General features: G+C 66.8%; 29 protein-coding genes. 15 read left to right on the top strand and 14 right to left on the bottom strand.

Annotation, left to right across the window (positions count from 1 at the left end; genetic code table 11):
- The first annotated feature begins 61 nt into the window (after nucleotides 1–61).
- From ACSC1S_RS03850 to ACSC1S_RS03865, 4 genes are all read left to right on the top strand, one after another.
- A complete protein-coding gene (locus ACSC1S_RS03850; RefSeq protein ID WP_435363231.1) occupies nucleotides 62–895 on the top strand; it encodes an aldo/keto reductase in 834 nt (277 codons plus the stop codon).
- Nucleotides 896–1308: 413 nt separating this feature from the next.
- A complete protein-coding gene (locus ACSC1S_RS03855) occupies nucleotides 1309–2031 on the top strand; it encodes a hypothetical protein (RefSeq protein WP_435317544.1) in 723 nt (240 codons plus the stop codon).
- Nucleotides 2032–2099: 68 nt separating this feature from the next.
- Nucleotides 2100–2291, top strand: a complete 192-nt coding sequence (locus ACSC1S_RS03860) for a DUF7333 family protein (RefSeq protein WP_261650502.1) — start codon at nucleotides 2100–2102, stop codon at nucleotides 2289–2291.
- A 91-nt stretch (nucleotides 2292–2382) separates the two neighbouring features.
- The gene (locus ACSC1S_RS03865) at nucleotides 2383–2790 is read left to right on the top strand and encodes a hypothetical protein (protein ID WP_435363232.1); all 408 of its coding nucleotides are present in this window, start codon (nucleotides 2383–2385) and stop codon (nucleotides 2788–2790) included.
- A gap of 16 nt (nucleotides 2791–2806) precedes the next feature.
- On the opposite strand, the gene ACSC1S_RS03870 is transcribed toward ACSC1S_RS03865, so the two are convergent.
- Together ACSC1S_RS03870 and ACSC1S_RS03875 are read right to left on the bottom strand one after the other, a co-directional pair.
- Complete coding sequence (locus ACSC1S_RS03870) at nucleotides 2807–3127, bottom strand: transcription factor S (protein WP_435317546.1); 321 nt, start codon at nucleotides 3125–3127, stop codon at nucleotides 2807–2809.
- Between the two features lie 98 nt (nucleotides 3128–3225).
- A complete protein-coding gene (locus ACSC1S_RS03875) occupies nucleotides 3226–3483 on the bottom strand; it encodes a DUF5789 family protein (protein ID WP_435363233.1) in 258 nt (85 codons plus the stop codon).
- A 118-nt stretch (nucleotides 3484–3601) separates the two neighbouring features.
- Here ACSC1S_RS03875 and ACSC1S_RS03880 point away from each other — a divergent pair, with 118 nt between their 5' ends.
- Together ACSC1S_RS03880 and ACSC1S_RS03885 are read left to right on the top strand one after the other, a co-directional pair.
- A complete protein-coding gene (locus ACSC1S_RS03880; RefSeq protein ID WP_435317549.1) occupies nucleotides 3602–4111 on the top strand; it encodes a DUF5797 family protein in 510 nt (169 codons plus the stop codon).
- A complete protein-coding gene (locus tag ACSC1S_RS03885; protein ID WP_435363234.1) occupies nucleotides 4111–4959 on the top strand; it encodes an Nmad3 family putative nucleotide modification protein in 849 nt (282 codons plus the stop codon). The genes ACSC1S_RS03880 and ACSC1S_RS03885 overlap by 1 nt, the downstream gene beginning before the upstream one ends.
- Here ACSC1S_RS03885 and ACSC1S_RS03890 read toward each other — a convergent pair whose 3' ends face one another.
- Together ACSC1S_RS03890 and ACSC1S_RS03895 are read right to left on the bottom strand one after the other, a co-directional pair.
- Complete coding sequence (locus tag ACSC1S_RS03890) at nucleotides 4960–6003, bottom strand: DUF5787 family protein (RefSeq protein WP_435363235.1); 1044 nt, start codon at nucleotides 6001–6003, stop codon at nucleotides 4960–4962. It lies immediately after the preceding gene.
- A gap of 142 nt (nucleotides 6004–6145) precedes the next feature.
- Nucleotides 6146–6583 carry a bis(5'-nucleosyl)-tetraphosphatase gene (locus ACSC1S_RS03895; protein WP_261650510.1) on the bottom strand — a complete coding sequence of 146 codons (438 nt, stop codon included), beginning with the start codon at nucleotides 6581–6583 and terminating at the stop codon, nucleotides 6146–6148.
- Nucleotides 6584–6723: 140 nt separating this feature from the next.
- On the opposite strand from ACSC1S_RS03895, the gene ACSC1S_RS03900 reads away from it, so the two are divergent.
- A complete protein-coding gene (locus tag ACSC1S_RS03900; protein ID WP_435317555.1) occupies nucleotides 6724–7053 on the top strand; it encodes a 30S ribosomal protein S10 in 330 nt (109 codons plus the stop codon).
- A 49-nt stretch (nucleotides 7054–7102) separates the two neighbouring features.
- Here ACSC1S_RS03900 and ACSC1S_RS03905 read toward each other — a convergent pair whose 3' ends face one another.
- Nucleotides 7103–8134, bottom strand: a complete 1032-nt coding sequence (locus tag ACSC1S_RS03905) for a YihY/virulence factor BrkB family protein (RefSeq protein ID WP_435363236.1) — start codon at nucleotides 8132–8134, stop codon at nucleotides 7103–7105.
- A gap of 69 nt (nucleotides 8135–8203) precedes the next feature.
- On the opposite strand from ACSC1S_RS03905, the gene ACSC1S_RS03910 reads away from it, so the two are divergent.
- From ACSC1S_RS03910 to ACSC1S_RS03920, 3 genes are all read left to right on the top strand, one after another.
- Nucleotides 8204–9478, top strand: a complete 1275-nt coding sequence (locus ACSC1S_RS03910) for an amidohydrolase (RefSeq protein WP_435363237.1) — start codon at nucleotides 8204–8206, stop codon at nucleotides 9476–9478.
- Between the two features lie 110 nt (nucleotides 9479–9588).
- Nucleotides 9589–9996 (top strand): hypothetical protein, encoded by a 408-nt coding sequence (locus ACSC1S_RS03915; protein ID WP_435363238.1) that lies wholly within the window; start codon nucleotides 9589–9591, stop codon nucleotides 9994–9996.
- A gap of 42 nt (nucleotides 9997–10038) precedes the next feature.
- A complete protein-coding gene (locus ACSC1S_RS03920; RefSeq protein WP_435363239.1) occupies nucleotides 10039–10653 on the top strand; it encodes a plastocyanin/azurin family copper-binding protein in 615 nt (204 codons plus the stop codon).
- Here ACSC1S_RS03920 and ACSC1S_RS03925 read toward each other — a convergent pair.
- Nucleotides 10650–12020 (bottom strand): geranylgeranyl reductase family protein, encoded by a 1371-nt coding sequence (locus ACSC1S_RS03925; protein ID WP_435317563.1) that lies wholly within the window; start codon nucleotides 12018–12020, stop codon nucleotides 10650–10652. The genes ACSC1S_RS03920 and ACSC1S_RS03925 overlap by 4 nt on opposite strands.
- A 110-nt stretch (nucleotides 12021–12130) precedes the next feature.
- Here ACSC1S_RS03925 and ACSC1S_RS03930 point away from each other — a divergent pair, with 110 nt between their 5' ends.
- Entirely contained in the window at nucleotides 12131–12463 is a 333-nt protein-coding gene (locus tag ACSC1S_RS03930) for a 2Fe-2S iron-sulfur cluster-binding protein (RefSeq protein WP_435317564.1), read from the top strand.
- A 92-nt stretch (nucleotides 12464–12555) separates the two neighbouring features.
- On the opposite strand, the gene ACSC1S_RS03935 is transcribed toward ACSC1S_RS03930, so the two are convergent.
- Together ACSC1S_RS03935 and ACSC1S_RS03940 are read right to left on the bottom strand one after the other, a co-directional pair.
- Nucleotides 12556–13383 (bottom strand): AAC(3) family N-acetyltransferase, encoded by an 828-nt coding sequence (locus tag ACSC1S_RS03935; RefSeq protein WP_435363240.1) that lies wholly within the window; start codon nucleotides 13381–13383, stop codon nucleotides 12556–12558.
- Nucleotides 13384–13443: 60 nt separating this feature from the next.
- A complete protein-coding gene (locus tag ACSC1S_RS03940) occupies nucleotides 13444–14604 on the bottom strand; it encodes an MBL fold metallo-hydrolase (protein WP_435363241.1) in 1161 nt (386 codons plus the stop codon).
- 93 nt (nucleotides 14605–14697) lie between these two features.
- Here ACSC1S_RS03940 and ACSC1S_RS03945 point away from each other — a divergent pair, with 93 nt between their 5' ends.
- On the top strand, nucleotides 14698–15330 hold the full coding sequence (locus ACSC1S_RS03945) for a rubrerythrin family protein (RefSeq protein ID WP_435363242.1): 633 nt from the start codon (nucleotides 14698–14700) through the stop codon (nucleotides 15328–15330).
- A 127-nt stretch (nucleotides 15331–15457) separates the two neighbouring features.
- Nucleotides 15458–15637 carry a hypothetical protein gene (locus tag ACSC1S_RS03950; RefSeq protein ID WP_435317570.1) on the top strand — a complete coding sequence of 60 codons (180 nt, stop codon included), beginning with the start codon at nucleotides 15458–15460 and terminating at the stop codon, nucleotides 15635–15637.
- Nucleotides 15638–15750: 113 nt separating this feature from the next.
- On the opposite strand, the gene ACSC1S_RS03955 is transcribed toward ACSC1S_RS03950, so the two are convergent.
- From ACSC1S_RS03955 to ACSC1S_RS03970, 4 genes are all read right to left on the bottom strand, one after another.
- A complete protein-coding gene (locus tag ACSC1S_RS03955; protein WP_435363243.1) occupies nucleotides 15751–16143 on the bottom strand; it encodes a hypothetical protein in 393 nt (130 codons plus the stop codon).
- Nucleotides 16140–16364, bottom strand: coding sequence for a hypothetical protein (locus tag ACSC1S_RS03960; protein ID WP_435317572.1), 225 nt, complete (start codon nucleotides 16362–16364; stop codon nucleotides 16140–16142). The genes ACSC1S_RS03955 and ACSC1S_RS03960 overlap by 4 nt, the downstream gene beginning before the upstream one ends.
- A gap of 97 nt (nucleotides 16365–16461) precedes the next feature.
- Nucleotides 16462–17184, bottom strand: coding sequence for a tRNA (adenine-N1)-methyltransferase (locus ACSC1S_RS03965; RefSeq protein ID WP_435317574.1), 723 nt, complete (start codon nucleotides 17182–17184; stop codon nucleotides 16462–16464).
- Entirely contained in the window at nucleotides 17181–17573 is a 393-nt protein-coding gene (locus ACSC1S_RS03970) for a nascent polypeptide-associated complex protein (protein WP_435363244.1), read from the bottom strand. Before ACSC1S_RS03970 ends, ACSC1S_RS03965 begins: the two co-directional genes overlap by 4 nt.
- Before the next feature lie 134 nt (nucleotides 17574–17707).
- On the opposite strand from ACSC1S_RS03970, the gene ACSC1S_RS03975 reads away from it, so the two are divergent.
- Nucleotides 17708–18664 (top strand): NAD-dependent epimerase/dehydratase family protein, encoded by a 957-nt coding sequence (locus ACSC1S_RS03975; protein WP_435363245.1) that lies wholly within the window; start codon nucleotides 17708–17710, stop codon nucleotides 18662–18664.
- 15 nt (nucleotides 18665–18679) lie between these two features.
- On the opposite strand, the gene ACSC1S_RS03980 is transcribed toward ACSC1S_RS03975, so the two are convergent.
- Complete coding sequence (locus ACSC1S_RS03980) at nucleotides 18680–19171, bottom strand: PUA domain-containing protein (protein ID WP_435363246.1); 492 nt, start codon at nucleotides 19169–19171, stop codon at nucleotides 18680–18682.
- 166 nt (nucleotides 19172–19337) lie between these two features.
- On the opposite strand from ACSC1S_RS03980, the gene ACSC1S_RS03985 reads away from it, so the two are divergent.
- Entirely contained in the window at nucleotides 19338–19514 is a 177-nt protein-coding gene (locus ACSC1S_RS03985; protein ID WP_261650528.1) for a hypothetical protein, read from the top strand.
- Between the two features lie 89 nt (nucleotides 19515–19603).
- Here ACSC1S_RS03985 and ACSC1S_RS03990 read toward each other — a convergent pair whose 3' ends face one another.
- Nucleotides 19604–20101, bottom strand: a complete 498-nt coding sequence (locus tag ACSC1S_RS03990; protein WP_435317578.1) for a LabA-like NYN domain-containing protein — start codon at nucleotides 20099–20101, stop codon at nucleotides 19604–19606.
- Nucleotides 20102–20161: the final 60 nt, after the last annotated feature.

Here is a 20161-nt window from a genome sequence, read left to right on the forward strand (position 1 = left end):
TGGGCGGGGTAGCTCGCCGCATCCCCAACCCACTTTTCCGTCCTCGGCATAGCCCACAAGCATGTCCGACCAGCAGCAGGTGACACCGGAGCGTGTGCCGCTCGCAGATGACATGCCGATGCTCGGTCTCGGCACCTGGCAGAACACGGACCCCGACCAGTGCGCCGAGAGCGTCGCGGACGCCCTGGAGATGGGCTATCGCCACATCGACACCGCGCAGGCGTACGAGAACGAGGAATCGGTCGGCGCGGGTATCGCCCAGTCCGACGTGGCGCGCGAGGACGTGTTCCTCGCGACGAAGGTCTGGATAACCAACCTCGCGCACGACGACGTGCTGGAGACCGCGCGCGAGAGCCTCGACCGTCTCGGCGTCGACTACGTCGACCTCCTCTACGTTCACTGGCCGTCCGACACCTACGCTCCCGAGGAGACCCTCTCGGCGTTCGACGAGCTGTACGACGAGGGGCTCATCCGGCACGTCGGCGTCTCGAACTTCGAACCCGAACACCTCGACGAGGCCCGCGAGCTGCTCGACGCGCCCGTCTTCGCCAACCAGGTCGAGTGCCACCCGCTGCTCCCGCAGGACGAACTGCGCGAGTACGGTGAAGCAAACGACGTGAACCTCGTCGCCTACTCGCCGCTGGCCCGCGGCGAGGTGTTCGACGTCCCCGAGATCCAGGAGGTCGCCGAGAAGCACGACGCCTCGGCCGCCCAGGTCAGCCTCGCGTGGCTCCGCGAGAAGGGCGTCACCGCCATCCCGAAGGCGACAGGCGACGCCCACCTGCGCGACAACCTCCAGTCCGTCGCGCTCGACCTCGACGAGGACGACATCGCGACCATCGACGGCATCGACACCGAGAACCGCGTGGTCGACCCCGACTTCGCGCCCTGGTAGAACCGGCGTCCAACCGCTGCCTCGGCGGTTCTCTTTTTCTGACCAACCGTTCTGGCGCGCGCTGGCGAGCGTGCCGAGCGAGGCGACGCAGTCGCCTCGACAGCGAACGGGGAGGAACGACCCGTGAGCCAGCGAGGCCGCGAGTCGGAGTCGCGCGAGGGACGACTGGAGTGAAACGGAAGGAGTCGGCTGGGGAGGGTGTGGTGCGGTTCCGGGGCGGTAGCGGTCATCGCCACCAGCGCGAGTCACGTTCTCTTCGTCACCGGAGATCTCTGTACAGACTAGCGACCGAAAACCCCTGTACAGGCCAGCGGCCAGAACCGAGAACAGTCGGACCCCAGACCAGTTATCTCACGAACCAGAATCGTGGGATGCCGAAAACGTAAACAGCGGGCGCACGCACCTCTCTTGCAATGGCAGGTGTCGTCGCCGGGCTCCGCATCGACCTGAAACGGCTTCACGAGACGTGGATGGAGATCGTCTTCCCACGCCAGCGAAACGCCGACCGGTCGGTGCTCGGCAAGTGGAAGCCACAGACGGCCAGCGGGAAGCTGGCCTACCGGCTCTGGGGCGCCATCGGCGCGTTGTTCGTCGCGCTGCTGTACCCCTTCGCACTGGCCGGCACCGTCGTCCGCTGGGCCGCCTACAACTTCGACGACCTCGCCGACTACCTCGGCGTTCTCGGGACGGTCGTCATCGTGGCGCTGCTCTGGGGGGCGCTCTCGGCGCTCGCCCGGTTCCAGTTCTCCTTTGCGGGCTTCATCGCGGTGGTCGTCGCGGCCGCCGTCGCGACCGTCTCGGCCGGGCTCGCCGTGGCCGTCTCTCGAATCGGCGGGCGCGCGAGTTCCATCCTCGTGGCGTACCCGCTGGGGATGACGGCGGTGTTCCTCCCGCCGGTCGTCGCCGCGTTCTACTCGCCCGCGCTGGGCCAACTCGTGTTCTCCGAGAGCGAGTCTCTCGCCATCTGGTTCCTCGACACCGTCCTCGCGGTCGGGGACATCAACGAGTACCTCCGGACCCAGTACGACCTCACGGGCATCGCCTACGTGCTGATGTGGCTCGGGGTGGCGATTCCCCTGGGATGGATTCTGGGCGTGCTGGTGTCGCTGGCGGAGCTGGCGCGGCCAACGAACTGAGAGCGTTCTTCCGGCGAGACCTTCTGCCCTCCGCTGCGATTATCCCCCTCCAGCCCCGACTCTCGCGCATGGAATTCGACCTGCAGAAGACCGCACTGGTGTTCCTCGCGCTCATCGCGGTGGGCACCCTCGCGCTCGTCGCCGCACCGATGATGACCACGCAGACCGTCCTGATGATGGTGACCCCGTCGATGCTCGTCTTCGGGCTCATCTGCCTCGTCATCGGCGTGAAACACGGCGAGTGGCGCGCGACGCACTGACCCCGTCTCGCGCGGCGCGACACGCTACTCCCGTTGCGCCGACCCCACCGCAGACGAAAACTCCTTTCTGGCGACACGACGACCCACTCGCATGAGCAACTCCGATTCCTCGATTCTCGGCAATCTCGACCCGGTCTTACTCGGCCGTGGCGGGGCTGCCCTCGCCGGCGTGCTCGGGCTCGTCTTCCTCGCCAGCCCGCTGTTCCTCCTGACGGCTGTCGCCGCCGACCCTGAGGTCGCCCAGGTGGCGTTCATCATCCAGGGGACCGCGGTCGTCTTCGGACTGTGTCTCGTCGCAATCTCCGTGGTTGGCAAACACGGGCGGAGCATCCTCGCGACGGGTGCGCCCGCGCTCCTCGCGGTCGTGTTGCTACTCACCGGGCCGGTGCTCGGGTACGTCATCGGCGTGTTCAGCTGGGCGGGGCTGTTGCTCGCGTCGGTGTTCGTCGCGGGGATTCCCGGTATCTGGACGGCCTACAAGGCGCGCCCCGAGCGCTGAGTTCGCAAGCGAGCGCTCAGTGGTCGTCTTCGCGCCACTTGTGCTCGCACTCGGTGCAGATGAAGAATCGCGTCTCGGACTCGTCCGCAGACCGGATCTGTTGCATGTACCAGTACGCCTGGTCGTTCTCACACTTCGGACAGATGGCGTTGGTCTTGGCCAGCCCCTTGTCCTCGGCGTCGCTCACGTCGACGACCTCGCTCACTTCCTGGGCTTCGGTCGTAACCATCGAGGCTTCAGAGACCGCATCGCGGGCTTTCTCGAAGTCGCAGTTCCCACAGACCCAGTAGTCGCCCTCGGTCTTCATCATGGAACCGCAGTCGTCACAGAACTCCATTGATACACTGTCCTACGCCGCGGCGGAAACTTAAGGTACCCGCTTCACCCCTCGCGGACCTGTCATCCCTGGAACGGCGGTCACACCTCGCACGCGTCTCACCCTTCGCCTTCGGACTGTCCCGGCTCGCCGACGGCCTCGACCGGCAGGACGTTGTTCAGTTCGAGCAGGAGGTCGTCCGCGGAGTCGAAGGAGTCGCTGTTGGTCTCCGAGACGAGCTCGCCCAGGTTCGCTTCCCCGTCGGCGAGGAGGACGGTCACGTCCGCGAGGTCGACGGCGAGGTCGTCACGAATCGCCGGATAGCTCACGTCCGCGAGGAGCCGTTCCAGCTGGTTCAGTTTCACTGTCTGCGGCATGCCCGTGCCTACGTATGCCACACCCTTTATGCTGCTGCCAACCCCCCGGTGTGGTTGCGGACCGGGCAGTCGTCGCCAGACAGAACTCCCAAATAGCGGCTGTGCGTATCCGCGCTCAATGACCCTCTCGGACGAGGCTCGCGAGCGTCTGGCCGACGTCGTCGAACTCCAGCCGACGAAGAACGGCGAGCTACAGAAGCGGTGGGGTATGGAGAGCGGGAGCGAGGTCCACCAGTACCTCGAGAACGAACTGAAGGAGTACTACTATCGAGACGACAACAGCCTCATCCGCGCGACCGCCGAGGCCGCAGAGCTGGTCGACGTCGAGCCGGGCGTGCAGGCCGACGAGGACGGCGACGGGACCCCGACCGCGGTCCGCGTCCCCGAACTCCAGGCCCACATCTTCGAGGTGCTGGCCGGTCCGGAGGAGGACGGCCAGAGCGTCGTGAGCGTCCTCCACGCGGTCCGTGACGCCTTCGACGTGGACGAGGACGTGAGCGCGGACGACGTTCGCTCGGCGCTCCAGGCACTCCGGCGCAAGGGCGTCGTCGAGGTCATCTACACGACGGTCCCGACGTTCCGCCTCGCGGTCGCCCGTGAGGACATCGACGTCGCCGTCGCGTCCTGATGACCGTCGTCTGCTGTGGCATCGGTGCCGACACCACGAACGTCTCCTTGCGCGATTCTCGTGTTCCACTCGTCGACGATGCGGGCCGCTTCGAGTACGTCCCGATTCCGGAGAAGACCCGCGAGACCCGCGAGGAACTGACTTTTGGAACCATACCGCAACGAACCGGTGACGGGACGATGGCCGACCTGCTCGCCAGCCTCACGCCTGACCCGGACGGGACCGGGGAGTCGATCACCGACCCCGCGGCTATCGCGGCGTACCCACCGCACCACGACCCGAACTTCGACGCGGTGACCTACGGCGAGCATCGGCCGGGGTACGTCAACCGGCTGGCCGCGCTCGAGAGCAACGGCGACGACGCGGTCGCGTTCTACGCCGGGCTCGAAGACGACGAGGGCCGCCTGCATCGCTACCTTGTCGGCTGGTTTCCAGTGGCCAAAAAGACCGTCGTCGAAGCCGACGACGACCCCGACACGAAACGGGAGAAACTCGCCAGCCACCCCGACAACGCCCACACCAAGCGGGCGGTCGACGGGCTTCCCTACAGGAACGACCGGCGCGTCGTGCTGCTCGATGGCGATTCCGGAGCCGAGGCCCTCGGCGGCGGCCTTCTCGACCGCGCCGGGCCGAAGATGAGCACCTTCGCGGCTTTCGGTGGCGAACGCCGAGGGTACTTCCTCGACGACGAGTTCGTCCGCGACTTCGAGGTGAGCAAACCCGACCACGACCCCGACAGCAGTCTGCGCGCCGACAAGGCGGGCGTGACCCGCAAGCCGGCTATCGTCTGTGACCTGACCGCACGGGAGTTCCGGGACCGACTCTCTTCGCACCAGCACTCTTCCTGACTACTCCAGTCCCGGCCGTTGCTGCCGTCTGCGGTCCGCCAGCAGTCGCTTGAGTCTGGTGCCCGGCCCGCCCGCAATCGGCCACCCCCTGGTCCGCCACGCCGGTGGCTCGGGTTCGAAGTCGCCACATCGCCCGGAGCACTCGCCCGCGGTCTGGCACCGCCCCTTCGCCGCACACCACGGGAGCAGCGGCCCGTCTTCGCGCAACTCGAAGTACCGGCAGTCCGGACGCATCGTGTCCGCGAAGGACCGCCAGCCGCGCTCGTAGGCGCGCTCGGCGATCTCGAGGCGCTTCCGGGCCTTCCACTCGGGGTCGGCGTACCGGAACTCGGCGGCCGAGGCGTCGAAGTCGCCGCCGTCGGGCCGGTCGAGTATCATCGTCCCCGGGTCGTCGACCGCGAGGCGGCGGGCGTGCCACGCCACGCTCGCGTCGTTCGCGTCGGTGTCGACCGTCAGAATCCCAGCCTGCACCGGCATCCCCTCCAGCAGGACTGGTTCGACCGTCTCCCCCGTCGCGCGGGAGGCGACCCACACCTCGTCGGCGAGTTTCAGCGCCACGTCGTACTGGACCTGTTCGACCAGCGCGTCGGCGGCCTTGGCGTCGAGGTCTGGCTTGTTCTCGATGGCGATTATTCGCGTTACCCAGTCGGGATACGCCCACTTGCGGCGAATCTGGATGCGGTTGCCGTCCTTGCGCTCTTCCAGGATACCCCGCGTGCTCGCCCGGTGGATGGCCTCGCGGACGTAGCGCCACGGGTAGCCGGGGTCGGGCAGGCAGTCGCGGTAATACGTCCATGTTTCAGGAGCGTTCCGGACGACGTGGAGGAGGTCGGAGTCGAGCGCCTCGTGCCCGAAGTTGGCCCGCTGGCGCACGGCTTCAGAATCGCATTCGATGACGATGGTGTCCCAGCGCCGGCGTTTCGTGCCGAGCTGGCGGGCGACGACGATGGGATTCTCCCGTTCTTCTCCGGGCGGCCACGACCGCTCGGCCCACCGACACACCCGCAACTCGAAGCCGAACTCGGTGTCCTCGCCCGGGAGCATACAGCGGGGTCCGGGTGCGCGAGTGGAAGGTGTTTCGGTACTTTCGTGCCGGAACTGACGGTCCTGACGGTCGGGAGGACAGTCGCTGTCTGGGAGAGAGGTCGTCTGAAAAGCCGGGATCGGCTCGCGGGGCCGGTGGCGGCTAGATGCCGCCGTTCTTCTCGAGTTCGTTCAGGAACTCGTGGGCGTCCTCGAGTATCTCTCGTGGGCCGTCCTGGGTGACGGTGTTGAACGCCTGGTCGTAATCGCGCCACTGCAGGTCGCGATGTTCTGTGGACAGTTCTGCCGACGCTTCGTAGGACTTCGCGATGAACAGGTGGACCGTCTTGTGGATGGTCTTCCCGTTCGCCTCGAAGACGTAGTCGTAATCTTTGCGGAATCCGTCGATGAGACGGAAGTCGTTGATGCCTGCTTCCTCTTTTACTTCTCGTATTGCCGTCTGTTGGAGCTCTTCGTCTCCTTCGACGCCGCCCTTGGGGAATTCCCAGTCCCCGGGGCGACTCTTCAGCAGCAAGTACTCGCGCCGGCCCCGCGTATCCCGAAAGAGGATGGCACCTGCGCTCGTAGCATCTACTGCCATTACCCATTGGTAAACCATCCCCAGTTAAGAGAATATCGGAGAGCGCGCCAGAAATCGGGGCTGGATTCGCCTCGTCCCCGCCCACGGAACAATCTCAATGGCTTTTTGGTGGTGTCGCGTCTCAAAATCAGTACCTGACCATGAGTTTCGTCACACGCCTCACACTTCAGAGCGGGGACCGCGCGGTCCTCGACTCCGTCGTCGACGACATCCGAGCGATAGTCTCGCGCAAGGGCGCAGAGATGAAAGGGCCACACTCCGCGCCCCCGGAGCACCTGCGCGTTCCGCAGCATCGCACCCTCTCCGACGACGAGACGGCACCGTTCGACCACTGGAACTACACGGTGTACAGTCGCGAGATAGAGATCGTCGGCCACGACGAGGTCGCGCGGCTGGTCGCAGGGCAGGACTTGCCCCAGTCGGTCCACGTCGAGGTCGAGGTCGAACAGATCCGCTCGATGGGTTCGTAAGCCGCTCTCCTCCCCCGACAGCAACGGTCACAGAGCACCAGCAGTGGCGCTACTCCTCCCGTCGCCAGCGCAGGATGACCCGCCCAGTCCGTTCCGAGCCACCGAGCAGCTGCGGGCGGCTGATGTGCTCGCTCCGGGCCTCGGCGATGTCGGGTTCGGGCACCGTCACCGAGGTCTCCCCGACCGTGATGGTCACCTCCCCGCCGTCATCGAGCGCCTCCTGGAGCGCTACGAGGTCGCGGTCCAGGTCGTCGAACACCGGCGTGTCGATGGACTCGGCGTGCCAGCCGAGGTTCTGCACGTCATCGGAGCGACCCGCCAGCACCGCGTTCAGCGCCGCCCCGACGAGGATGATGAGGCCCGAGAAGTACAGCCACGTCACGAGCAGCAGGATGGCACCGACGACCCCGTAGGCGTCGGCTTTCCCTGCGACGGCGACGTAGTACTGGAACAGGGACTCGAGCGTCGTCCACCCGGCCGCGGCGAAGACCGTCCCGGGGATGACCTCCCGGACGGTCACGTCCTCGTCGGGGAACACGTAGTACATCGGGAAGAACACCAGCGAGAGCCCCGCGACGAGCAGCAAGAAGCCGAACGCCTCACCCGCGACCGAGCCGTCCAGATTCACGAGCGTCCCGACGCCGGCTGCGACCGCGGCCGCGACCCCGACGGAGAGTAACACGAGGATACCGTCGGAGAGCTGGTCCGCGAACGTGTTCTCGGCCTCGGACTCGTAGATGTCCGAGAAGGCGGTGTCGAGGCTCCGGAATATCTTCAGGGTACCCCACACGAGCGCGACCACGCCGAGGATGGAGACACTGGCGCTGGCGGTGGCGCGCTGGACCGTATCCGTCAGGAGCTGGCCCGCGTTCGGCGAGAGGTAGCTCCCGACGCTGAACACCACGTCGAGCGCCATGCCCTCTCCCCCGATAGCGGTTATCGCGGCGAGCAAGACGAGCAAGAACGGGAGGAGCGAGATGAACGCGTGGTAGGCGATGCTCCCGGCCATGAAGGTGAGGTTCTCGGCCTTCACCTCGCGATGGACTGCGCGGAGGACGGTGAGGACTCGTGGCGTATTCATATTCCACTCCTTCGGCACGCCCGGGGAAAAGCTCACGCCGTTAAGTAGGCGCAGCCCGTCGGTTCTCCCATGGTAGACCGCGACAGGTTAGTCGAGCTGCGACGCGAGTTCCACCGGTATCCAGAGCCCGCCTGGCGGGAGTTCTGGACGACGTGCCGGCTGGTCGAGGAGCTGGAGGCCATCGGCGTCGACGAACTCCACGTCGGCCCGGCAGCGCTCGATTCGACAGAGCGCATGGCGGTCCCCGACGAGGACGAACTGCAGGAGTGGTACGAGGCGGCGCGCGAGCGCGGCGCACGCGAGGACATCCTCGAACAGCTCGCGGGCGGCCACACCGGTGCGGTCGCCGTCGTCGAGATGGGGCCGGGGCCGACGGTCGGCCTGCGCGTCGACATCGACGCCTTGCCCATCTGGGAGTCCGACGAGGAGAGCCACCACCCTGCAGGAACCGGCTTCCGCTCCGAGAACGAGGGGTACATGCACTCCTGCGGCCACGACGGCCATATCACACTCGGACTCGGCACACTGGAAGCGATCAAGGAGAGCGAGTTCTCGGGCACACTCAAGGTGTTCTTCCAGCCCGCCGAGGAGGTCGTCGGCGGCGGCAAGGCGATGGCGAAGTCGGGCCACCTCGACGACGTGGACTACTTCTTCGCCACCCACGTCGGCCTCGACCACCCCACCGGGGAGATCGTCGCCGGCATCGACGACTTTCTGGCCGTGAAGCACCTCGACGTGGAGTTCACGGGTGCGCCCTCGCACGCAGGTGCGAAGCCCGAGGAGGGCCGGAACGCGGTCCAGGCGCTCGCGACGGCGGTCCAGAACCTCTATGCAATCCCCCGGCACTCCGACGGCGCGACGCGGGTCAACGCGGGCAAACTCGAAGCCGGCACCGCGGCGAACATCATCCCGGAACGCGCCCACATGGAGTGTGAGGTCCGGGGCGAGGCGACCCATCTCAAGGATTACATGGACGAGCGCGCCATGCAGGTCCTCGAATCCGCCGCCGAGATGCACGGCTGTGAGGTGAGTACCGAGGTCGGCGGCGAGGCCCCGAGCGCGACGAGCGACCAGGACCTCGTCGACCTCGTCGGGACCATCGCGAGCGGCCACCCCGACGTCGAGCGACTGGTCGAGCGCGACGCCCTCGGCGGCAGCGAGGACGCGACGTTCCTGATGAACGAGGTCCAGAGCCGCGGCGGCCTCGCGGCGTACGTCTGCGTCGGGACCGACCACCCCGGCGGCCACCACACGAGCACCTTCGACGTGGACGAGGCGAGCCTCCCCATCGGCGTCGACGTGCTCGCCGGTGCCATCGAGACGGTCGCGGCCGAGCGTCCGTGACCCCGCTGTCCCTCGACTAAATCAACGAAGTACTCGCTTTTCCGTTTCTACGAATACATTAGTAAATTATACAGTACTGTGAATGGATAGTTCAGTCGATGGTTGGGAGTATGCAGCGGCCGGCAGGGGTCTCGTTCGCGGCGCTCGTCGCCGCCGGCGGCGGGTTCTGGACGCTCCTCGTGAGCGGCATCTTCGTCGTGTTCAGCGCGTCGTTCCAGTCCGTCGGTGGCGTGATACTGGCAGTCCTGATGATACTGTACGGGTTGTTCAGGATCTTCCTCGCGGGGGCGCTGTTCAAGCTGTCCTCGTGGGCGCGATTCGTCGGTATCCTCGTGTTCACACTGGCCGCTCTCGCCAACGGCGTCCTCGTGCTTGACGACCCGACAGCGATGTTCGCGTGCGGGCTGAACGCCGCGAGTGCCATCTTGCTGTTCATCAACGGCGACGCCTTCGGCGCGAGCATGAAACGCGCGGACCTGGCGGACGAACACGCGACCCGCATCGGGAGCGGACTGTAGAATCAACGCGAACGCTTTCCGCCTTCGTCGCGCAGTTCTTGTATGGGGGAACGCTACACACCGGGAGTGACACGTCGCGGGTTCCTCCGCGGCGTCGCGGGCACCGCGGCACTGGCGACGGTCGACGCTGCGAGCGCCCAGGAGGGAACGACACACACGGTCGACATGACCGACTCGCTCGTGTTCGACCCGGACGAACTCATCGTCGCACCCGGCGACACCGTCGAGTGGGTGAACGTCGGGAACGTCGGCCACAGCGTCACGGCCTACGAGGACGGGATTCCGTCCGAGGCCGAGTACTTCGCGAGCGGTGGCTTCGAGTCCGAGTCGGCGGCGAGACAGGGGTACCCGGTCGGTGACATCGGCGGGGGCGGGCGCTACTCGCACACCTTCGACACCCTCGGAACCTACGAGTACTTCTGTATCCCGCACGAGGGCGTCGGGATGGTCGGGGCCATCGAGGTCCGGGAAGGTGGCGCACCCGAACCCGAGGACACCGGGCCGGTGCTCCCCGACAGCGCGAAGACCATCGGCATCGCCCTGACGACCGCGATGGTGTCGGTGCTCGGACTGGCGTACGTGTTCCTCAAGTACGGCGGTGACTACGGCGAGGGCGGCGGAAAAGGCGGTTCCGAAGGCGGGCGTGGCGCGGTCTAGTACTTCGGGTCCGCACCGGTCGTCTCGTACACCTTCTCCATGATGGAGTCACGGCGCGAGCGCCACATGCCGAAGTCGTTCGGATTGCTCGGGTAGTCCTCGTAGTGCGCCATGAGCTCGTCGGCGCGCTGTTTCGTCTTGTAGAACTGCAGGATGTTGCGCCAGTAGCCGAAGCTCTTGATGGCGAGCTGGGCCTTGAGCAGCATGCTCATCTGGGTGCTGCCCTCGTAGAGCGCCTCCGCGAGCTTCTCGCCGGGGAGTGCGGCGAGCAGGCCCATCAGGTCGTCCACGTCGACGGCGGTCGAGAGGATGTTGTAGACGTCGAGTGCGGCGTACCGGCTACCGAAGTGGTCCATCACCTGCTGGTTGTACTCCCAGAGCGCTGCCTCGCTCACGTCGCCCTGCTCGATGGCCTGGATGGCCTGTTCGCCGGCGTACTTCCCGGAGTAGGCCGCGCCCGCGATGCCGCCACCGGTGGTCGGGTTGACGAGGCCAGCGGCGTCACCGACCGCGATGAAGCCGGGGGCGACCGCGGAGTCGTAGGGGCGGCGGGTCGGGAGCGCGGCTCCGAGTTTGTCCTCGACGCGGGCACCCTTGAACTCGGGGCGGTCGCGCAGGTCCTGTTTCAGGTCCTCGACCAGCTTCATCGGCTGCTCGGTCATCTGGAAGCCGAGGCCAGCGTTGATCTCGGTCTCGGTGCGCGGGAAGTACCAGAGGTACCCCGCGGCGCGCTTGGTCGGCTTGAACACGAGCGCGTCGTCCCACTCGACCGGTTCCTGGACGTGGACGACCTCGCGGTAGGCCGAACAGAACTGCGAGTAGCTGACGTTGGTGTCGAACGTCGCGTCCTCGAACTCGACCTTGTCCTGGAGGAGCGAGAGCGCGCCCGCACCGTCGATGACGATATCGGCCTCGTACTCGACGGGCTGGCCCTTCCGCGTCGCGCGGACGCCCGTCACGCGCCCGTCGGCCTCCTGCACGACGTCCTGGACGACGGTGTCGTAGTGGAACTCCGCGCCGGCCTCCTTCGCGCCCTTGATGATGAGGCGGCCGTACTCCCAGCGGTCGATGACGGCGAGTTCGCCGGGGATCGGAATGTCCAGGACGGTATCCTCCTGGGGGATCTCGAACCGCCCGTGGTCCACGCCCGTGTTGGTGAACGCGGACTCGATCTTCGACTTGGGAATCGCCTCCGGGAAGGCGTCTGCACCCTTCAGCGCGTCGCCACAGGCGATGTGTCCGGCTTCTTCCTCGGACTTTCGCTCGACGACGACGACGTCGTAGCCCTCGCGTGCGATGGTCGCAGCGGCGTAGCAGCCGGAGGTCCCGGCACCGACGACCGCGACGTCGGGCGTGTGTGTAGTCATGAATTGCCGTCTTCGCCGCAGGGAAAAAACGTTTTATCCCCGATTCTGTCGGCATGTCGAAGTCACAATGGGAATAAAGAGTTTTGTTGCGCAGTGCTGAAGACGGGATTATGACCGACTACACCGTCGAATTCGTCGGGACGGGCGAGACCATCACCGTCTCCGACAAGCAGACCATCCTGCGGCGATGCATCGAGGAGGGCATCGCCCAGGAGTACTCCTGCCGGGTCGGGATGTGCCTGGCGTGCTCGGCCGAGATCGTCGAGGGCGAGGTGACCCAGCCCGCGGCCCACGGCCTCACCGACGAGGAGCGCGAGAACTACGCGCTGACCTGCATGGCCCGCCCCGCCTCGGACCTCAAACTCGACCGCGGGAAGTACCCGCCGAGCATCGAGGCCGACGCGGAGGCGCTCTCGGAGACGGCGGCGGCGGACGACGACTGATACTGTGTATTGTCGCTGTTTCCCGCATGTTCGCCACCACGTTCCGGCGAACCAGCGGTAACGATCTACAATAGACAGTACGACCGGTCTCTCTACTCCAGGCTCTCTGGCCTGTTCTCCGTGAACCACTCGCCCGCGAAATCGACCAGTTCGGGCTGGTCGATGCGTCGAGCCGTGGCTTCGCCGACCTGTCCGACGGTGACCGCGTCCGGGCGGGCCGCCTCGAACGCCTCCCCCGCCTGCGGGAAGTCCCCGGTGTCGAGTTCGATGTCGACGAAGCGCAGCCAGACGCGCTCGCCGTCCTGGATGACGGGTGCACCGTCCGGTTCCAGCTGCTTGTCGCGCCCGTCGCGGTACTCCGCGAGGTGCAGCGAGGTGTTGGTGCCGTGGTCGGTGCCGAGCATGAGGACCGTCGCGTTGCGCTCGTACAGGCGTGCGAGAGGCGACTGCTCGCCGAGCGGTTCGTCGTAGCTATGCTCCGCCGTGATGGCCTCGGCGTCGGCTCCCCACGCCGTGAAGGAGACGACCGGATGACGGCTCCGGACGACACCCGGGAACGACCGGAAGGTGTCGGGGACGGCACCGAGCCGGGTACACGGTGTGACCTCGGGTCGATAGGCGGGCATCGTGTCGCGTATCTCCTGTTCCCACTCGTCGGGGACCGGCGGGTTCCGCCAGGAACCGGGGTCGGAGTAGTCGCCGGTGTGGGCGGGCATCACCAGCGTCCCGTCCGCGGTGACGACCTGCTGGAGCGCGTCCACGACGGCGACGGGACCGCCACACACCCACCCGAGCGACGAGAGCGAGGAGTGGACGAGAACGGTGTCACCGGCCGCGAGGCCGAGGTCGCGCAGGTCGCTCGCGATCCGGTCGACCGTTATCGGTTCGTCGGAGCGGTCTTCGGGGAGGGTGTCTGTCATCGCTGTGTCACGCCTCAGGCGGTGGGATAATGAGTCTTCTGCGGGCGTGTCAGTGGCCCACTAGCGCGTCGCGGCGCAGTTGTTCGGCCCGAGTTCTATCTCGAACGCCTCCTCGTCGTCCAGGGTCTCGCGGCCGAGGTTCGTCTCGATGATGCGCTCGTAGTTGTTCGGGCGCGGCGGCATGTCGGCGAGGACGTACTCGACGAAGTCGTCCTCGCGCATGCGCAGGGCGTCGAGCCGGCGTTCGAGGTCGCCCACGGTGGCGGTGTAGGTGCCGTCGTCGGCCTGTTCGGCCGCCTCGCTGTAGTGGGCCGGGGCGATGCGGACGCTGTCGGGGTAGGGCAGGACCGTCTCCTGCAACGAGTGGTACAGCTCGCGCGCCGCCTCGGGCGCGCCTTCGTCGCCGTCCTCGAGGTCCGGGCGCGCGACGCTTTCGAGGAACAGCCCATCACCGGTGAACAGCAGGCCGTCGTACTCGATGGCGGTCATCTCGCTCGTGTGGCCGGGCGTCGCGACCGCGGTGAGCCTCTCCTTCCCGAGGTCGAGGGTCTCCCCGTCGGCGAGCGGCCGGGCGTCGAACGAGAGGCCGCGCTCTCTCGCCAGTTCGGGCATGACCGGCTGGGCGTCGCTCAACTCGGCGACAGCCCGAATCCCGGAGACGTGGTCGGCGTGGACGTGCGTGTCGATGGCGTACTTGATGTCCGCGCCGTACTCGGAGGCGTCTGCCACGTAGCGGTCGGCGAACGCCCGGAGCGGGTCGATGACCGCGGCCTCGTCGCCCGAGACGACGAGATAGCTCAGACAGCCGCTGGAGGGGCGGTCGTACTGGACGACGGTCCCCGGCACGTCGGCGAGTTCGCGCGCGACGAGGAGGTCGGCCCAGGCGTCCATGCCGCCGGCGAGGTTGCGTGCGTCGATGCCCAGATCGGTCAGCAAGCCGGCCGCGTGGGCGCTGGCCTCCCCCTCGCCACAGACCACGACGATGGGTTCGGGCAGGTCCTCGACGAGGTCGGCCGCCGTGCCGGTGACCTCCGCCTGGATGAACTTCACGTGGGGAACCTGCCGCGCGGTGACGGCCGGCCCGTCGACGTGCCACGCCTCGAACTCGTCGCGGTTCCGCACGTCGAGGATGGTGAGTGGCTCCCCGGCCGCCACCAGCTCGTGGAGGTCGGCCGGCGAGACGGACGGAACCGACTCGTCGGACTCGGGATGAACGCTCATGCACGAAGGTACGGGCGTTTTGCCCTTAAACACCGACACCGGGCGGATGACGGACAGGCCAAGGTTGAAGCCAGCTGCCGTCGACTTTCCGACATGGACGCAGCCGCCTTCCGTGAGGCCGTCGAATCGTCGAAACAGACAGAGCTCGACCGCCTCGGCTCCAACAAACTCCTCATCGCGCTCACCGACGCGAGCCTGGAGGAGGAGACCATCCTCCGGGCCGCCGCCTTCTCCGAGTACCTCGCCCGCGAGACGTTCGGTTCGTGGGCCGACGATGAGGAGACCGACGCCGCCCGCGAGGTGTTCGAGTCGGTCGCTTCCCAGGAGGACGAGCACTACGAGCGCGTCGTCGAACGTCTCGGGGAGGCCGTCGAACCCGACAGCGTCGGCCCGATGCACAGCTACCTCCGCCAGCGCGAGGACACGGTCGAGCGTGCGGCGGCCGGGCTCGTCGGCCGTGGCCTGGTCAGTCTGAAGACGCACATGCAGATAATCGGCTTCTACATCAACGAGCCGGACGAGGCCGGCGCGAACCTGTTCCGCGACCTCCGACGCGAGACCGAAGCGTCGCTGCAGAAGGGACTGGACCTGCTGGACGAGTGCTGCGAGGACGACGAGGACTGGGAGCGCGCCCAGATGGTCGCCGAGTACGTCGTTCAGGTCGCCTACGACGATTATGCAGATTCACTGTCGGAGCTCGGCGTGGACCCGAAGCCCATCTGTTGAGCGGGGTCGTGGTCGGCGTCCCGTCCCAAACTTTGAAATATCAACCCTGCCCCGTGATATCCTCAACCAAACAAGAAGAACTAAATAATTCCTTCATTTACCGACGTTCATCGTCACGGGGAGTTCAATGAAGCCAGATTCTGTTACAGCCACCAAGTCAGCGTTCGTCGACGAACTCGAGGACCTTATTCGCGAGTTCGAAGAGACAGGACTCGACCTCGAAGGCGGGTACACGCTTCGAGATGACACCGAGCAGGACCTGGAGGTACAGATCATCGAGATAGCCGACCGGAACGACGGAGAGTAAGCGACGGGCACAGGGTTGACGGGGTGCGGATGGATCGGTTCGCGCTGACCGGTGAGCAGCCGCAACCGTGTTCCTGAAAAAAGTCGTGTTCTCCCGGGGAGCCCGGTTCGTTTCTACCGGGCGGTCCGGTCCTCTTTGCCACGACGCAACGCGGCGAGTACCAGCCCCTCCGGATACACCGACACCGGGCTGGTGCCGGCGAGCCGCGAGAGCAGGCCGCCCCGCTTCTCGCGGTCGAACCCACCGACGCTCACGTCGCCGACGCGCACGTCGAGTGCGACGCCGGAGAACGCGAGCGCGTCCAGCAGCCGTCGGACCGGCCACTGACTGGCGGCTCGCCGGAGCTGCCGAACCGCCCGGAGACTCGGTGCCTCGACGACGACCGTGTTGCCGTACCCCTTGACGAACACGTCGGTATCGCCGAGGCGCAGCCGCAGGTCGGCGTCGACGGACAGGGGCGTCCTGCCCGGGGACCCCACGTCGGTCATCGTTTCGGCGTCGCTCACTGCTCCATCGTGGTGATGGTGAGCTTCCCGTCGAGGTGCCACTCGGCGTGCTTCGCGCCCTTGCCAGCCTTGCTCGGGACCTGGACCGTCATGTCCTCGAACTCGTAGACGATGGCGGCACCGCGACCGGTGAGCCGGTCGTACAGACCGATTGCCAGCTCGGGCCAGGTGGTCGTCTCCTCGATCTCCTGTTTCGTGGGTTTCTGCTGTGCTTCAGCCATGCCCCCCATAGGGCGGCCAGCGAGAAATATGCGCGTGTCGACAGTTCGTATCGTGCTGCTGGAGAAACCAGTAGAAGCGTCACCGGCGACCGACGTTTCAGTCGTTCCGGGCGAACGTCAGGTAGCCGGTGTGGCCGACGCCGCGGGTGCTCGGGCGCGAGCCGCGGTCGTCGAAGTCCATCTTGCGCTGGATGGTCTCGTAGCTCGTCACGTTCGAGAGCCCGACCTCGCGGGCGGCCTCGACTGCTTCTCGCGTCTGCTCGACGAACGGGGAGTACACCGAGACGAACCCGCCGCGGACGAGCAACTGGGGGACCTGGCTCACGACCTCGGCCGCATCGATGGTGTCGAGGGTGACCACGTCGAACTCGCCGAGCTCGTCGAGGTGCTCGGTCACGTCGCCGGTGCGCACGTCGACGCGGTCGTCGATACCGGCCAGACGCATGTTCTCGCGAGCCACGTCGGCGAACTCCGCTTTCTGCTCGAACGTCGTCACGTCCGCGCCAGCGCGGGCCATGTACGCCGACAGGACGCCGGTACCGGTCCCCGCGTCGAGGACGCGGTCGCCGCCCGAAATGCCGGTCTCGCCCATGATGATGCCGATGTCGCGGGGCATCATCGGCGCGCCGGTGCGCTCGAAGTGGTTGAACAGGTCGGGGCCACGGAGCGGCCGGACGTGGAACGCCTCGCCGAGATGGGTCTCCAGGACGGCACCGGGCTCGACGTCGTCGGGGACCTGCAGGACGCCGAGGTCGGTCTGGAGTTCGTCGCCGGGCGGAACGAGGTACTCTCGGTCGTCGTGGACGAGTAGGACGCTCACTCTAGCTGGCTGACGGCGGCCGCGAGGTCACCGTCGTTGTCTTCGAGCGCCTGACGTGCGTCTTCCTCGCTGGCACCGGTCCGGGTGACCACGAGCTCCACGTCGGAGTCCGGGATGGCCGAGCCGGCGTCGGCAGCGTCGTCGTCGTCGTCGGCCGCTTCGACGGCACCTGCTGCGCCACGCTCGCGCTCCTCGGGTGTCCCGACGACCTGGTAGGTCTCCTGGCCGCGAGCGTCCATCTTGGTCACCTGGGCGTCCTCGAAGACGAGGTCGAACTCCTCGGTCCGGATGATGACCTCTTCGGCGTCGACCTCCTCGACGTCGATACCCATCTGCTTCATCATCTGTTTCATCTTGCGCGGGTTCATCCCGCCACCTCCTCCAAACATACCCGGAGCGTCGCGGTGTACCGGCAAAAGGATGACGAACTTCCCGATGACGAACGTCGTACCTGTCCGGTGACGACACGAGGGCTGGGAAGGCCCACGGAGTGGTTCATCCCAGTTGAGCGCGTACGTGTGGTATGGACGTGGTCATCGGTACCGGCTCGCTCGGGTCGGCCGTCGTGCGCCAGCTCACGGCGCAGGGACGGCTGGTCAGGGCGGTGAACAGCACTGGGGAGGGGGAGACACCGGAGGGCGTCGCGGTCACCGCGGCGGATATCTGCGACCCCGAGGAGGCGAAACGCGTCCTCGCCGACGCGGACACGGTCTTTCTATGTACGAATCCGGAGCGCTGTCGGGGCGCGCGCAGGGTCATGGACGTCGCGAGTGCCGTCATCGAGGGCGCTGCGGCGGCTGGCGCGACCGTCGCGTACGGCGACACGGTCGCGGCGTACGGCCCGGCGGACGAACCCTACCACGAGGAGATGCAACCGACCGCACCCGGGCGCTGGGGGCGCGCCCGGGCCGACGCGAGCGAGACCCTGCTGGCTGCCCACGCGGCCGGGCGGATTCGGGCGGTGGTCCTCCGGACGAGCGACCTGTACGGGCCGGGCGTGCGCAACTCACCCTACGGCCAGCCGATATTCGGCCGACTGCTCGATGGCAAGGCCGCGCTCGTCCTGGGCGACCCGGACGCGACGCACGCCGTGACCTACGTCGAGGATGCGGCACGGGCGCTCGTCACACTCGCCCAGCAACCCGTCACCCACGGAGAGGTGTGGCACGCGCCGACGCCGACCGCCGTGACACCGCGGGAGTTCGTCGAACTGGTCGCGGCCGCGGCCGACGCCCAGCCCACGCTCCGGCGGGTTCCCGGCTGGTTCGCACTGCTCGCTGCACCGTTCTCGAAGCGCTACCGGCGGCTCCGGGAACTGTGGTACTGCTACGACGAACCCCACCTCGTCGACGACCGGAAGTACGTCTCGACGTTCGGTGACGTGGCGACGCCGCTCGAGGACGGTATCGAGCGCACGGTCGAGTGGTACCGCGACGGCGGGCGGCAGGCCGTCGTCCAGCCGCCGCCGGCGGCAGAATAGGGCGGGATCGCGTCTCTACTGCGCTTCTGCGTCGCCCGCGCCGTCGCGGACGTTGACGGCCATCCCGGAGTCGAAGTCTCGCATCGCGTCGGCGGCGAGTTCGGCCCGTCCCACGGCGAGGAGGTGACCCTCGTAGTGGACGACCAGCACCTCGTCACCGGGTCTGATGTCCGGGTCGGCGTCCTGGACGAACTTCGCGAACACGTTCTTGCCGTCGCGGACGAACGGCTCGCTGTCGTCGCCGACGACGACGCGACCGGTGGATTCGTCGAGTGCCTCGTGCAGCTGGCGGCCGCCCTCGATACCGAGCGTGAACCGACCGTCCGTCCCGTGACTGACCAGTCTGCCGGCGTCGGCCAGTATCTGTTCGGGCCGGCCCGAGGAGGTTCGTTTCACGACGAGGTCTGCCGTCGGGGGGAACAGTGCCGCGCCCGCGCCACGACCGAACTGGTAGTCGGCGAGCACCCGTAACTCGGGTGCGTCGTCGAAGGCGTCAGGGTGAGTCATGCCCCGGGATTCGAGACCGGTCGGTGAAAGCGTGTCGGAGCGCCCGTGAATCCAACACGGTTTTGCATGAGACAAGCCACCACGCACCTTGGTATTCGGTATCATTATTCTCACACCGTTCGGTGGCGAAAGTTATATTCTGCTGCAACACGAGAATACTGACACGATGAATTCAACAAAGATACTCCTCGGCGCGGTCCTGCTGTTCATCAGCTCGGCCCTGCTGCTCTACCTCGGGACACCCGGCGCGAACATCCCGATCGTGGCAGGCGGTGCGGCGTCGCTCGCGATGGCGGCCGGTGCGCTGCTGGTCGGCACGTCGGAAGGCGGCCGCCCGGTCTAAGCCGGATTCTTTCTCTCTTGGTCTGATTCTCACAGTCCGTAGCGACCGCTGTATCGGGTGTCTCGCGGGGACGAACGCCGGTTTCCCGGCTACAGCAAGAAGGTGTCCGGGCGCTCGGAGAGGTCGATGAACGCGTCCGATGCTTCGACGAGTTCGTCCGCCGTCGAGGACTCGAAGCCCATCACCTCGACGCGTACGCCCTCGTGCCGGAGGTGCGAGCAGAGTCGCGCGAAGTCGCCGTCACCGGAACAGAGGACGATGGTGTCGTTGTGGCTCGCCAGCGTCACCGCGTCGAGCGCCATTCCGAGGTCCCAGTCGGCCTTCTTCGAACCGTCCGCGAACGTCTTGATGTCCTTTATCTTCGGCTCGAAACCGATGTCCGCCAGCGCCTCGAAGAAACTCTCCTCGTCGGGCGAATCGGCGCGGATGACGTACGCGATGGCGCGGGTCAGGGTTCGGTCCTGGACGCCCTTCTCCAGTAACGAGGAGTAATCGATGTTGCGGGTGTAGATGCTCTGGGCCGTGTGGTAGAGGTTCTGCGCGTCGACGAGCATGGCGACACGCTGGCCCGGATGTATCTCGGTCATAGTGGAAACGTGCAGACGGGGGGTGAAAGCCCTTTATGCCCGCCCGCGCCCGGCGGTCGC

It is taken from the genome of Haloarchaeobius pelagicus, from assembly GCF_051207375.1.
Lineage (GTDB): Archaea > Halobacteriota > Halobacteria > Halobacteriales > Natrialbaceae > Haloarchaeobius.